10 protein-coding genes are annotated in these 13,073 nt (G+C 70.7%); 4 read left to right on the top strand and 6 right to left on the bottom strand.

Translation table 11 applies throughout. The annotated features are described in order from the left end of the window. Positions 1-297 precede the first annotated feature (297 nt). On the top strand, positions 298-3,603 hold the full coding sequence (locus ACZ6R6_RS07305; RefSeq protein ID WP_470090959.1) for an AfsR/SARP family transcriptional regulator: 3,306 nt from the start codon (positions 298-300) through the stop codon (positions 3,601-3,603). Between the two features lie 208 nt (positions 3,604-3,811). Here the strand turns inward: ACZ6R6_RS07305 and ACZ6R6_RS07300 are convergent, their stop codons facing one another. Next, the gene (locus tag ACZ6R6_RS07300) at positions 3,812-5,032 is read right to left on the bottom strand and encodes an alkene reductase (RefSeq protein WP_470090958.1); all 1,221 of its coding nucleotides are present in this window, start codon (positions 5,030-5,032) and stop codon (positions 3,812-3,814) included. 240 nt (positions 5,033-5,272) lie between these two features. On the opposite strand from ACZ6R6_RS07300, the gene ACZ6R6_RS07295 reads away from it, so the two are divergent. Together ACZ6R6_RS07295 and ACZ6R6_RS07290 are read left to right on the top strand one after the other, a co-directional pair. Beyond that, positions 5,273-5,824 (top strand): dihydrofolate reductase family protein, encoded by a 552-nt coding sequence (locus ACZ6R6_RS07295; protein ID WP_470090956.1) that lies wholly within the window; start codon positions 5,273-5,275, stop codon positions 5,822-5,824. 476 nt (positions 5,825-6,300) lie between these two features. Beyond that, a complete protein-coding gene (locus tag ACZ6R6_RS07290; protein WP_470090955.1) occupies positions 6,301-7,935 on the top strand; it encodes a hypothetical protein in 1,635 nt (544 codons plus the stop codon). Positions 7,936-8,172: 237 nt separating this feature from the next. Here the strand turns inward: ACZ6R6_RS07290 and ACZ6R6_RS07285 are convergent, their stop codons facing one another. From ACZ6R6_RS07285 to ACZ6R6_RS07270, 4 genes are all read right to left on the bottom strand, one after another. Next, positions 8,173-8,538 (bottom strand): GntR family transcriptional regulator, encoded by a 366-nt coding sequence (locus tag ACZ6R6_RS07285; RefSeq protein ID WP_470090954.1) that lies wholly within the window; start codon positions 8,536-8,538, stop codon positions 8,173-8,175. Beyond that, on the bottom strand, positions 8,538-9,545 hold the full coding sequence (locus ACZ6R6_RS07280; protein WP_470090952.1) for a hypothetical protein: 1,008 nt from the start codon (positions 9,543-9,545) through the stop codon (positions 8,538-8,540). The genes ACZ6R6_RS07285 and ACZ6R6_RS07280 overlap by 1 nt, the downstream gene beginning before the upstream one ends. Positions 9,546-9,639: 94 nt before the next feature. Next, positions 9,640-9,801, bottom strand: a complete 162-nt coding sequence (locus ACZ6R6_RS07275) for a hypothetical protein (protein WP_470090950.1) — start codon at positions 9,799-9,801, stop codon at positions 9,640-9,642. Positions 9,802-9,973: 172 nt separating this feature from the next. Further along, entirely contained in the window at positions 9,974-10,612 is a 639-nt protein-coding gene (locus ACZ6R6_RS07270) for a hypothetical protein (RefSeq protein WP_470090949.1), read from the bottom strand. Positions 10,613-10,678: 66 nt separating this feature from the next. Here ACZ6R6_RS07270 and ACZ6R6_RS07265 point away from each other — a divergent pair, with 66 nt between their 5' ends. Continuing rightward, positions 10,679-11,392, top strand: coding sequence for a TetR/AcrR family transcriptional regulator (locus ACZ6R6_RS07265; RefSeq protein ID WP_470090947.1), 714 nt, complete (start codon positions 10,679-10,681; stop codon positions 11,390-11,392). Positions 11,393-11,621: 229 nt separating this feature from the next. Here the strand turns inward: ACZ6R6_RS07265 and ACZ6R6_RS07260 are convergent, their stop codons facing one another. Continuing rightward, positions 11,622-13,001, bottom strand: a complete 1,380-nt coding sequence (locus ACZ6R6_RS07260; protein WP_470090945.1) for an SMI1/KNR4 family protein — start codon at positions 12,999-13,001, stop codon at positions 11,622-11,624. Positions 13,002-13,073 lie beyond the last annotated feature (72 nt).

Below are 13,073 nucleotides of genomic sequence, written 5' to 3'. Positions count from 1 at the left end.
GCACACGCCAGGCACCGTCGAGCACCCCGACGCGCACTTGGAGCTCTGTCGCTCCGGAGCGCTTCTCGTTGGTCGCCGAGGTGACATTCATGGGCACGGACCGCTGCCAGGAGGTCGGCACGGACACGTCATCGATCACCCATACCCGCGGATCGACGGTCGGGACGGTTCTGAGGGCCACTGTTCCCACGGCGGCTGGTTCACGAACTGCTGCAAGCCCTGCGTGTCGCCATCGGACTGACGGGGTGCCGACGGTCCGCGGAGGGCCCGCCATCGCCCTGTGTGTACGGTTCTCACATGCGGTTCGGGGTGCTTGGTCCACTGATGGTGTGGGACAGCGAGGGGGAGGTGGTCAGGGTCCCCGAGGCGAAGGTCAGGGCGCTGCTTGCCGATCTGCTGGTGCACGAGGGGCGGCCGGTCTCCGCCGACCGGCTCGTCGACGACCTGTGGGGCGACGAGCTGCCGGGAAACCCCGCCAACGCCCTTCAGGCCAAGGTCTCCCAGCTGCGCCGGGCTCTTGGCCGTGACCGTGTGGTGTATCAGGTGCCCGGCTACCGGCTGCGCATCGATGAGACCGGGGACGGAGTGGACGCGAGCCTTTTCCGACACCTGGTGACCAAGGCCCGCCTTGTCGGCGACCCACGGACGAGGGCCGCGTTACTCACCGAGGCGCTCGAGCTGTGGCGCGGGCCCGCGTTCGCCGAGTTCGCGGACGAGGGGTTCGCGCGTACGGCGGTGCAGCGCCTGACGGAACAGCGTCTGGCCGTCTTGGAGGAGCAGGCCGAAGCCCGTCTGGAGTCGGGGGACCACACGCTGCTCGTCGGGGAGCTCGCGGACCTGGTGGCACGCCATCCGCTGCGGGAACGGCTGCGCGCCGTCCAGATGCGCGCCCTGTATCTGGCCGGCCGCCAGAACGAGGCGCTGGCCTCGTACGCGGAGCTGCGCGACCGCCTCGCCGACGAGATGGGCCTCGACCCGACCCGGGAACTGGCGGCGCTCCACCACGCGATCCTGCGCCAGGACGTATCGCTCGCCCTGACGCCGGCCCCCGGCACCGGCGCGGGCCCTGCCATCAGCCCGGGCCCTGACTCGGGTCCGGATCGGGCCGCCGCGGCGCCGGGCGCCGACCGCGCCCAGTCGAATCTCCCCGCCCAGCTCACCTCGCTGGTCGGCCGCGACCAGTCCATGGACGAGGTCGGCCGGATCCTCCGTACCGCACGCCTTGTCACGCTCACCGGAACGGGCGGAGTCGGCAAGACACGGCTTGCCGTGGAGACGGCTGCCCGGTTCGCCCGCGACGCCGGCGGGGACGTGCCCGACGGGGTGTGGCTCGTCGAGCTCGCCGGTCAGATGGGGGGCCTGGCCGACCTCGTCCAGATGGTCGCCGCCGTGCTCGGTGTCCGGGACGACACGCCCTCCGGCCTGCCCGGACTCGGTGCGTCCCCGGTACCCGCCGACCGGCTCACCGCCGCCCTGCGCGACCGCCGGCTCCTGCTCGTCCTGGACAACTGCGAACACGTCGTCGAACGGGCTGCCGAGCTCGCCGAACTGCTGTTGCGCGCCGCCCCCGGACTGCGTGTCCTGGCCACCAGCCAGGAGCCGCTGGGCCTGGGAGGCGAGGCGGTGTTCCTGGTGGAACCGCTCAGGGCGGCCGACGCGGTACGGCTGTTCGCCGAGCGTGCCGCCGCGGCGGCCCCCGGCTTCTCGCTCGACGGGGCTACCCGCGAGACCCACGAGTCCGTAGCGGAGATCTGCCGTCGCCTTGACGGCATCCCGCTCGCCCTCGAACTGGCGGCGACCCGTGTCCGTGCCCTTGGCGTGCGGGAGCTGGCGGTGCGTCTCGGCGACCGGTTCCGGGTGCTGACCTCCGGGCAGCGGGGCGCACCGGCGCGCCAGCAGACCCTGCGGGCGATGATCGACTGGAGCTGGGAGTTGCTCAGCGCGCCGGAGCGCATCGTGCTGCGCCGCCTCGCCGTACACAGCGACGGTTGCACCCTGGACGCCGCCGAAGCGGTGTGCGGGGGTGACGGGGTGCCCCGCGAGGAGGTCCTCGACCTGGTGTCCCGGCTTGTCGACCGGTCCCTGGTCGTCATGGTCGACGGTCCGGCGGGTCCCCGCTACCGGCTGCTCGAATCCGTGAGCGCGTACGCGATGGAGCGCCTGCATGAGACGGACGACCTCGGGGGCGCGCGAGATCGGCATCTGCGCCACTACCTGGACCTCGCCGAGCGGGCCGAAGCCCATCTCCGTGGTGCCCGGCAGCAGGAGTGGCTCGGCCGTCTCGACGCCGAGGCCGCCAACCTACGCTCGGCGCTCGACGAGGCGATACGGCGTGCCGCGCCGGCCGAGGAGGTGCGCCGCCCCTCGGCCGGCGGGCCGACGCCCGTCCCTCCGGCCCACGCGGCGGTGCGCCTCGCCACCGCTCTCGCCTGGTGGTGGCTGTTGCGCGGCCGTCTGAGCGAGGCCTGCCGCGCCCTGTCGGCGGTGTTCGCCGTCGCCCCCGAGGCCGCCGAACTCCACGTGTTGCGCAACGCGTTCACGCTGCTGACCGGGGGCCGGTCCGAGGCGCAGGCATGCCCGGAATCGGAGATCGGAGATCCTGTACGGCGCGGCCGGGCCCTATGGCTGTACGCGTACGGGCTGTTCAACGCCGGTGATCCCGCTGCCAGCGAAGCGATCAACATCCGTGCGCTCGGTCTCTTCGCCGTCGCTGACGACCGGTGGGGCACCGCCGCCGCTCTCGGGCTGCGAGCCATGCACGCGCTGATCCGGGGCGACCTCGACTGCATCGCGCGGGACGGTCTGCGCAGCGCCGGGCTCTTCCGTGAGCTGGGGGACCGCTGGGGCGAGTTGCAGACCGTTTCGCCGCTTGCCGCGCTCGCCGAGATCAAGGGCGACTACGAGGAGGCCACGCGCCTCCAGAGCGAGGGGCTGCGCATCGCACAGGAGCTGGGCCTGGAGACGGAGATCTCCGCCCGGTACTCCGGGCTCGGCAGGCTGGCGCTGCTCGCCCAGGAGTGGGGCAAGGCCGGTGAACTGCATGAGCGGGCTCGACGGCTGGCCGTCGAGCAGGGCTACAAATACGGTGAGATCCACTCGGAGATGGGACTCGCCCTGGGAGCACGCCGCTCCGGCGACCTCGACGGCGCCGAGGCGCGGCTGCTGCGCATCCGCGACGCCGGTGTGTCCTCGGCGGCGGGTGACCATCTGCTCCTCGCCGAGCTCGGTTTCATCGCCGAACTGCGTGGGGACGAGGCTCAGGCCACCACCCGTCATCTTCTCGGCCTGGAGATCGCGCGCTCCATTGACGAGCCACGTGCCATGGCCCTCTCCCTGGAGGGCCTTGCGGGCGCGGCGGCGCTTTCCGGAGATGCGGGTCGAGCTGGGTGCGCGGCCCTGCTGCTCGGTGCGGCGGACGCGGCGCGCCTGGGTGTGGGCGCCTCGCTGCCACTCGCCGAGCGCGGTGACGTCGACCGGATCACGGCGGCGGCGACGGCGGCCCTGAGCCGGGCAGCCTTCGCCGAAGCGTTCCGGCGGGGCGCGGACCTGTCCCCGGAGGAGGCCGCGCGCGCCGCCCGGGCAGCGCTGTCTCCCGAGCCCTGAGCCGTTCACGCCTGGGCGACCGGACGGCCGGACGCCGTCGCGTGAGCGGACGGCATGGCCCGGACCGTCCTTGGGCGCGTGACATGCCGCCCCGCCCGGAGAACCCGGACCGTCCTTGGGCGCGTGACATGGCGCCCCGCCCGGAGAACGACGTGACCGTCATCGCCCGGATCCCGGCGTCCCGGTCGGCGGCCCTGGCCCGCGGTGGTCAGGCTGCGGCTGGTTCGGGCGTTCCGGCCTGCTGGGCGGCGGCCAGCGTGGGGTAGTCGGTGTATCCGGTCTCTCCGCCGACGTACATCAGGTGTCTGTCCCGCACCGGGTTGAGCGGGGCGTCGATGCGCAGTCGTTCGACCAGGTCGGGGTTTGCCAGGAACGCGCGGCCGAGTGAGATCAGGTCGGCGCCCGCGGCCAGCAGTCTCTCGCCCGCGTGCTTGCCGCCGTCGGCGGGGAGCGGTCCCGGCCAGGGCAGCATCGGGTTGGCGATCAGTGTCCCCTGCCAGTCCTTGCGGATCTCGTGGAAGAGCGGCTGGTCGGGATCGGCGAAGACGACGTGCAGGTAGGCCAGGCCCTTGCCGGCCAGCGCGCCGATGAGTGCCGGGTAGATGCGCTCGGTATCGCCCTCGTCGATGCCGTTGACGGTGAGCCCGGGGGCGATGCGCAGGCCCACCCGTTCGGGGCCGATCGCGTCGGCGACGGCCTGGACGGCTTCGACCGCGAAGCGGATGCGGCCGGCCACCGAGCCGCCGTAGGCGTCGGTGCGGTGGTTGGTGCCCCGTGCCAGGAACTGGTGGATGAGGTAGCCGTTGGCGGCATGCACCTCCACTCCGGCGAAGCCCGCCTCGACGGCGTTGCGGGCGGCGGCGGCGAAGTCGGCCACGGTGGAGCGGATCTCGTCGACGGTCATCTCACGTGGCACCACGGATGGCTGGTGCCCGCCGGAGGTGAAGATCGTGTCCGGGAGCGGGACCGGTGAGGGCGCGACCGGCGTCAGCCCGCTGTTGTCGGGATGGCCGACGCGGCCGCCGTGCTGCAGTTGCAGGAACATCCGGCCGCCGGCGGCGCGCACCGCGTCGGTGACATGCCGCCAGCCCGTCACGTGTGCCTGGTCGTAGATCGCGGGGATGTCGGGGTAGGTCTGCCCCACGGCGTTCGGCGTGGTGGCCTCGGCGATGATCAGCCCCGCGGAGGCGCGCTGCGCGTAGTAGGTGGCCATGATCGGCTGCGGGACGCCGTCGGCCGCGGCCCGGTTGCGGGTCATCGGCGCCATCACCAGCCGGTTGGGCAGGCGCAGATCACCAAGGTCGGCGGGCTCGAACAAGCGGGACGTCACCGGTGCGTCCGTGGTGGCGGCCGGGCCGGTGCCCGCCGTACCGCCGGTGCCCGCCGTACCGCCGGTGACCACGGTCTCGTTGGCTGCGTGCTTGGTCATGTCTGCTCCTTGCGCGTTCTCACCGTGTGGTGCCGCTGACAGGGATGACTGTGCTCGCAGGCGCTTCGGAGGTGCTGACGGCCCGCTGATGTGTTGTGCGCGCGGCGCCGTCAGACGGTCCCCGGCGTCGAGCACCGGCACCTGAAGGAAGCCTTAAGCAATCCGTAAACGGGCTCGGCCAAGCTGAAGGCACATCACCACAGCGGGCCGGACAGGCCCGCCACCCTTGAGGAGCAGGACATGAGCAAGGTCGTCGCGGTCGTCTACATCTCGATGGACGGCGTCGTGGAGGAGCCCGCCTGGACCGGGCCGTTCTGGAACGACGACCACGGCAAGTTCCAGGCCGGCCAGCTCTCCCAGAGCCGTGCCCTGCTCCTGGGCCGTGTCACCTACGACGGCATGTCCCAGGCCTGGCTGGCGATGGAGGCGGCCGGCGAGGACGTGGGCGAGATGAACAGCATCCCGAAGCACGTGGCCTCCACCACTCTCAGGGAGACGACGTGGAACGCCACCGTCATCGACGGCGACGTCGCCGAGGCGGTCGCCAAGCTGAAGGCCGAGGACGGCAAGGACCTCCTCATTTACGGCAGCGGCGACCTGGTCAACTACCTGATCAGGCACGACCTCGTCGACGAGCTCAAGCTCTTCCTCCACCCGGTCGTCGTCGGCAAGGGCAAGCGCCTGTTCGCCGACGGCGTCGACCCCAAGACCTGGCGGCTGGCCGGCACCCACACCTTCGGCTCCGGCGCCGTCGTCCTGGACTACCGTCCGGCGGCCCGGCAGGAGGCGTAGACACCAGGCTCCGGCCCGCGACCCGCCCTGCTGTCTGACCACAGCAACTGAGCAGCACAGACGCCCCGAGCCGATCACGGCCGGGGCGTTCCTGGTTCTGTTCGACGACAACGCTGACGACAACGTCGATGCAGGATGCCCTGTTGCGAGCCCTCGAAGCGAAGGATCGCCAACACGTCGCCATGACCGCGTCCGGACGGACCTCCGGCATGGTCACGACCTTGGCCATCGGAGAGTTTCCACCTATCCGCCTCCGTTATCGCCTCCGCCTCCGTTATCGCCGGCGCGATCATCCAAGTCGGCTACCAGAAGTCGGCTACCAGGTGGAAGGCCACGCTGCCGGGCCGAAAAGGCCGTGGACCGTGTTGGTCGACCAGCTCCGGGGAACCCCCGCTGGATCTCCACGAGAGCATTACTCGGTCGTACTACGATCAAGCCTCATTGTGCGCATGTACCGTTTGGCGACATCTGCCTACTTGGTCATCACCCTCGGTTCGATCATCCTCAGCCTGGTGATCGGCACCGCGACACCCGCGTGGCTGGCCACCATGTGGTACCCGCCCGACGAGATCGTCGGGAAGTCTCCCCTACTGCCGGTGCTGGGCGGGTTGCTGCTGCTCGGGCTGGTGAACTCGTGGATGCTGTGGCAGATTTTGCGGGGACCCGCGCCTACGGCCGTGCCGATGCGTCGGGCGGCCACGTGGCTACGGCTGCTGCTGTACGCCGACGTGATGTGGCTGCTGATCCCCTCGTTCCTCCCAGACCTGGTCGAGACGGTCATCGGGCTGGCGCTCTGGGTGCCTGCGCTCGTGCTGCTCACGGTGGTGCTCACCGGGTCGGGTCGGCCCTTCCGGCTGGCTCTGCTCCTGCTCGGACTGGTGGAACCGGCCAGATCGCTCGCGAACGACCTGGCGGACGATTCAGAGCTCCAGCGCTTCGTGAACCCGGCCTACCAAGCGACTGTCATGGCCGCGGGAGTGGCCACGTTCGTCGTGATGGTGATGCTCCTGCTCGCTCAGCGGCGCGACGGACGCTGGAGCCGGGTGACGCTCCTCATCGGCCTGGGCACATTCGCGAGCATGTTCCTGGTGGCGCTCGTGGATGCCCTGACGAGGGGCGGCACGATCGAGTCGATCGCCGAGGCGATGGATGTGCTCTACATCGTCTGGCTGGCGCGCACGGCGCATGAGCTGAACCGTGAGCCGGGGCGGAAGGCGCCTCTGCGAGTGCCCACAGCGGTCGCGGCTGTGGCCACGGTCCTCCTGCTGATGGTCGTCGGACCCGAGGTCCGTCCACATCTCACCTACACCTGGCAGAGCGATGATCTCATGGAATGTTGGGCGTGGTCGGAACCGCCACGTGTCGCGGACATCCCGGCCCACAGGCGCGATCGGGCCTACATGTGCAGCGTGAGCAAGCCTTCTGGGCGGCACGTCTCGGACCAGGAACTGCTCGGCAAGGGCAGGGACGCGTGCGCCAGGTTCGCAGCCGGAGAGCCGGTCAAGGCTCGACCTGCGCTGCTCGCGCTGCTCTGCCCGGAGGTGATTGGACGGAAATATCCGGATCTGTTGCTGTCGTCCGCTCAGATCGGCCAGCAGCAGGCAGAGAAGGAGAACATCGAGCGCGAACAGTTGGAGCGCGAGGCGCGCAAGGAGGACGCCCTGTGCCGTGATCCGTGGCCCGCGCTACGTACTCGGTTCCAGGCGACCGCGTCCTATTACGACTGGGACGTCCAGCCCTACGGCATCTACGACGCGGAAGCGGACACCGAGGAAGATTCCGAGGTGATCTGGAATGCGGAATCGGTCGACACCCTGGCAACCAGCGGTCAGCTGGCCCTGATCTTCACACCCAGCCAGGACTGGGCGACCTGCGTCACGGCGAAGGCGCTGCGCTCGGCCCCGCCACCCCTGCGACGCAAAGGCTGGGACCAGGTGGTCGAGGCGGACATCGTCAGCGAATCGGGTCACCTGGTGATGCAGACGCTGTCGGCGAGCAAGGTGCGCTTCCCCGATCTCGCGCGCAGCGGTCCTGGCACCTACCGGCTGCGTCTGTATACGCGTCCAGGCGTGGATCTCATTCTCATCTATCCGGTCAGGAGAGCGGCGTAGCGATGGCCGGCTTGGTTCTGTTCGACGACAACGGGCCCATGGAACTGTGCGACTGATCTCTTTGTCGGCATCAACCGGGGGCGTGAAGTTTCCAAGGCCGGATACTCCCTCCGATCAGGTGTCTACGACGCCCTTGGGCGACTGCGGGCATGCCTGACCTTGCTGCAGGGGGGGTCAGTGCTTTCGGCCGGGCTACCGGTCAAGGACCACTCCGATCTGCCGGGCCCTGCCGTCCGGTCAGGCTCGCATGGCGAGCAGGGCCTCTCGCGCTGCGGCGAGTGCCTCTTCGTCGGAGGCTCCGGTGTGCAGAGCGGCTCTGGCGAACTCCTCGGCCGCTGCGGCGAGCCGGAGGCGGAACCGGTCGGCGGTGCCGGTGATGACGGCCGCCCGGCCGCGACGTAGCTCCACCAGCCCCTCGTCGCGCAACTGCTGGTAACCCCGCAGAACGGTGTGCAGATTGATGCCGAGGGCGGTGGCCACGTTGCGCGCCGAGGGGAGCCGGTCTCCGGGGGCAGCCATGCCGTTGGCCAGCGCGGTGCGTACGGAGCCCGCCACCTGGTCGGCGAGCGGCTGGGCCGATGCGGGGTCAACTGTGATCAGCACTACGCCGTCTCCTGTCGTTGCCTGCTCAGCCATCCGTTGACCAGCGAGGCCGCCGTCTCCGCTTCGCGCGTGGAGTAGACGAACCACCGGTCGTCACTGAGCGACAAGGCGAGCACCGGTCCCTTCCCGCTGACGATGCCCCAGCCTTCCTCCCCGTCGTCCAGTTTGTATCGCCCGGGGAGGGGTCCGCTCATGGCCTCGGCGAACCGTATCCTCGGGTACGGCACCGTCCGGCGCAGGACGGGAAGCCAGGGGAGGCTCACTGTGATGCCCGAGCCGTCGATCTGCAGGCGGGTGCGCGCCTGCGCCGCCTCGAAGATCGTCAACAGTGCCAGCAAGGCCACCCCCTGCCATCCGCCGAAGCCATTGGACACGGCCCATGCGGTGAGCGCGGCCATCACCGCGGCGGCCAGCAGCCTACGTGCCGACCAGGCGGAAGTCGCGAACATGGCGCGCTGCCACGGGCCGAGCGTCATGCTGGGGGCATGCGGCGGTGGTGCGGCGGTGACCACGGGCGCCGGCGGCAGCGGACCCGCCGCCGCCCAGCCCAGCGCGAGTGCCCCCGCGGTGACGGCGATCTCCACCGCCAGGTGCCAGGCGGGCCGGGCCACGACGCCCGGGGCGTCGACCAGCGCCGGCAGCCACAGCGCGCCGGACACCGGAACGGCCACGCCGATGAGGAAACTGCCGACCACCAGGCCCCGCTGGACCTGAGGCAAGCGCCAGTAGCGCAGGAACGAGACGACGAGCAGTGCTTCACACCACATCACCGCCCCGAAGAGAGGTTGCGAGGTCCAGCCTTGCCAGGTGGGCTCGTACTTGGTGTCGACGGCCCAGTTGCCGATGTGGACGCGGTCGGGAAGGCGCTCGCCGTACAGGGCGACCAGGACCATGGGCACGGCCAGGAGGAGCAGCGGGGGAGCGGCCGTCAGGATCAGGCGACGGAGCCGTCCCGGCGCGGCGTGATCGGGGTAACGGGGAGACGCGGGGGATATGGGGATGAACACAGCCCAACCTCCAACTGTTTGTCTTTGACTATAACAGTGCAAACAGTCTCCTGAAGGGTGACAGGATGCTTCCCGGGCCGGGCCGGCTTCTGCCTCACTTGACGTCCCTGCCGACGGAGGCCAGGCAGGGCGGCGGCACCGGCTGCGCGGTTGCCCCGCCCCGGATACACATGGTCGCGTCCCCGGAGACGGTCGTGTCCAGGCCGGAGCCGGCCAAGGTGCTGCCGCCGCCGCCCCAACGGCGCCAGTTGGTCATCGCTGGTGCCGTGGCCGCCGTCGTGGCTGTCGCCGGCGCGCCGGCCGCCTTGCTCGCCGCATCGGGAGGAGAGAGGCTCCGACCGTCAACTGACCCGGGGCGATCCCGCTGACCACGCCGACCGTCGGCACCCTGTGGTCCTCGCCCGCGCGGAACCCGGGCCGGGAAACTTTCACTGGGCCCGTCCGTCTCTGGCCCATCGTGCGACGGTCCGTGCCGCAGTGTCGAGAGCCGTCCGGCCCGGGTCCGGCGAGCCCTCGTGGTGGCCCGGGGTGTGGTCCGCAGTGTGAGCCCTACCAGCGGGGTGGGTGCTGGGCCGGGTGGCGCGGTCGAGGAGCGAGGAGGTCTCGGGGGCGAAGGGCGTCCCGGTGGTCAGGGCGCGGAGTCCGAGCGTGATCGCCTCGCCGAGGAGGCTGACGCCGATCGACAGCGTGAGCGGCCGCGCCTGCTCCGGAACGCCCGCGGCCACGGCGAGCAGGCTGACCCCCATGTTGGCCGCCGCGGACACCGCCCAGACCAGCAGGGTCCAGACCGTGTAGCGCTGCCAGAGGTGGCCGCGCTTGGTGAACAGCCGCGGGGTAAGGCCCCGCAACGCGCCGAAGAGCAGGCCGGTGAGGGAGGCCGCTGCGATCCAGACGATGTCGTAGCCGCTCGGATGCACGTTCTTGGCCAGGCCGAAGACGCCGATGCCGATGAGGACGACGGGCGGCAGGAACAGGTCGCGGGCGTTGAGGGGCTCCCCGATGAACCGCTTGACGACCACGCCGAGCACCAGCACGGCCACGATGGCCGTCCATAACGTTCCGTCCACTACACCCTCCGTTGATAGCACGGTCATGCTAAAAAAACTGTAGCACGAACGTGCTATAAAAGTTGGGTGCCAAAGATCGTGGACCCACAGGAGCGACGCCGGGCCGTCGTCGAGGCGGTGTTCCGGGTGGTGGAGCGCGACGGCCTGGAGCAGGCGTCGCTGCGTAACGTCGCCGCCGAGGCGGGACTGGCCATCGGCTCGGTGCGGCACTACTTCACCGCGCACTCCGAGCTGATGGTGTTCGCGATGAGGGCGATGAGCGAACGGGTGACAGGTCGGCTGGTCGCGCACGCCGACCGCCTGCTGGATGCGGAGGCGCCCCTTACGCCGCACGAGCGGCGAGAGACGGCCATACGCATGCTCGCCGAGGTGCTGCCCCTGGACGGGGAGCGCCGGCGCGAGGCGGTGGTGTGGCTGGCCTTCGCCGCCGCCGCCCGCACCCGCCCCGAGCTGCGGCCGTACACCGACGAGCTCTACGACGGGCTGTTCACGCTGACCACCCGCGTCCTGGAAGGCGCCCGCCGCGCCGGTCGCCTGCGCTCGGACGCCGACATCGCCCTGGAGGCCCGCAGCCTGTGCGCGCTGCTCGACGGCATGTCCCTGCAGGCGGTGCTCCATCCCGGCCGCCTGGATTCCGAGACGATGCTCACGGTGCTACGCCGCCACCTCGCCGCCCTGACCGCAGACCAGGCCGCTGCCGCGGGGGCGAGGAACAGCGGAACGGCCCTTGGCCAGGAGAACGATCCTTCCCCTGGTGGTGATGGGCCGGCGACAGGATGAGGGGCCGCTGAGCGGGATACGGGCTGCGAACCGCGCGACTGTCAACACCACCAGGCTCTGCCCTACCGCCGCGATGACCCAGAGCCGGATCCCGACCGGTCCCGCGTTCTGCAGCACGTCGTCATGTGGCGAAGCTGCCGACCGCCACCGAGATGCGGACGGCCTGCTCAGCCGCGGTGGCCGGGCGTGGCGGCGGCGGAGCTTCAGCGAGGAGGGCCGCCGTGACCTGTCACTCCTTCCAGTCGAGCAGCCCGTCGGGGGTGACCGTGGGACGCCAGCCGCGCAGCGGTGTGCCCGATCCGAGGGAGCCGGCGACGTCCTCCAGGAGCGCCGTGTACGAGGGCCAGCCACCCGAACGGAGGTCGAAGTCGAACCCTGTCTCGGCGAAGTACTCACCGACCCTGCCCCTGCGCGTCACGACCAGCGCGCCGCCGTCCACAGCCAGCGCGAAGGGCACCAGCGTGTCCAGGGGTTCGTCGGTGCAGTGCAGGTCCTTCCAGTGCTGCGTGATCAGCGCCGTCGACATCGGCTCGTGCAGCGGCCCGAAGAGCACCGCCTCGGTGCCGTCGTGCCGCAGCAGCGAGGCGCGCAGGTCGTCAGGGAGGCGGAAGCCGAGGGTCGCCTCGACCTTCCTGACCCGGCGCGGTGTGGCGGGCGGGCGGAGCCTGCGGTGGTCACCGGGCGCGTTCGCGGCCAGCCAGGTCTCGATCCGCCACCAGGCCGCGTTGACCCGGGCCGTGACGCGCGGGTCGGGCGGGCGCCAGGCCGGTGCCCTGTGGGCGGGTTCGCAGGCGGGTGACTGGTCAGGCGTCGATGTGGGAGCCGGGCTCGGTGTGCTCGATCCCATGCCGTCGGTACGGCGGGCCGACTCCACGAGCTTGACCTGTTCGAAGATCTCCGCCCGCAGTTCAGGGGTGTCGCATCCCCGTCCGGAGATCTTTATCTCGTCCGGTCGCTGAGGGAAATACCAGGACGGCCCCTTCCAGGCGTAGGAGCAACGGCCCAGCAGCCTGCCGGAGTTGGCATGGCCATGGAGCACGGCGGCGGCCAGCACCGCGACGGCCAGCGCGGTCGGCAGCCAGCGCGGCACGAGTGGCCGGTACGGCCGCGGCCCACTCGCCGTGGCGAGGAGACCGGCCGAGCCGCCGGCCATGATGAGCGCGGCGGGGATGAACAACAGGCCGGTCTCCTGCCAGGAGAGGCCGATGTCATCCTGGCATCCCGGACCGGAGATCAGAAACGCCTGGGCCCGTCCAACCAGGTGGTCCAGCGTGATGGCGGCGACCCCGGCGCCGGTGGCCCACAGGTGGACCGGCGCCGTTCCCCGGCGCGCGACCAGCCAGGTCAGCAGCGCCAGCAACAGGGGAAGCCCGAAGGTCAGCCACTCGCTGAGGTCGTCCAGCCGGAAGAAGAGCACCCGGCGCCAGTCCGGAACCTCCTCCCACGAGTCGAGCCAGCACTCGAAGGAACGCCTGTCGAGGTCAATGGACCCGCCGAGGAGCCGGGAGCGCAGCAGCGCACGGAGGATCAGCCCGACCTCGAACGCGACGGCGAGCGACCACCAGAAGATCGCATACGACCGGTGCCGAGCCGACGAGGCCATGATCATCAGGAGACTTTATCCTCCTGATCACCGTAATTCGTCGAGCCCGGGTCCGAGGTGTCCGAGCACGGACGGATG

Source organism: Streptosporangium sp. NPDC048886 (assembly GCF_055586905.1).
Note: the sequence above shows the minus strand (reverse complement) of the source record. Positions and strands in the feature narration are given on the sequence as shown.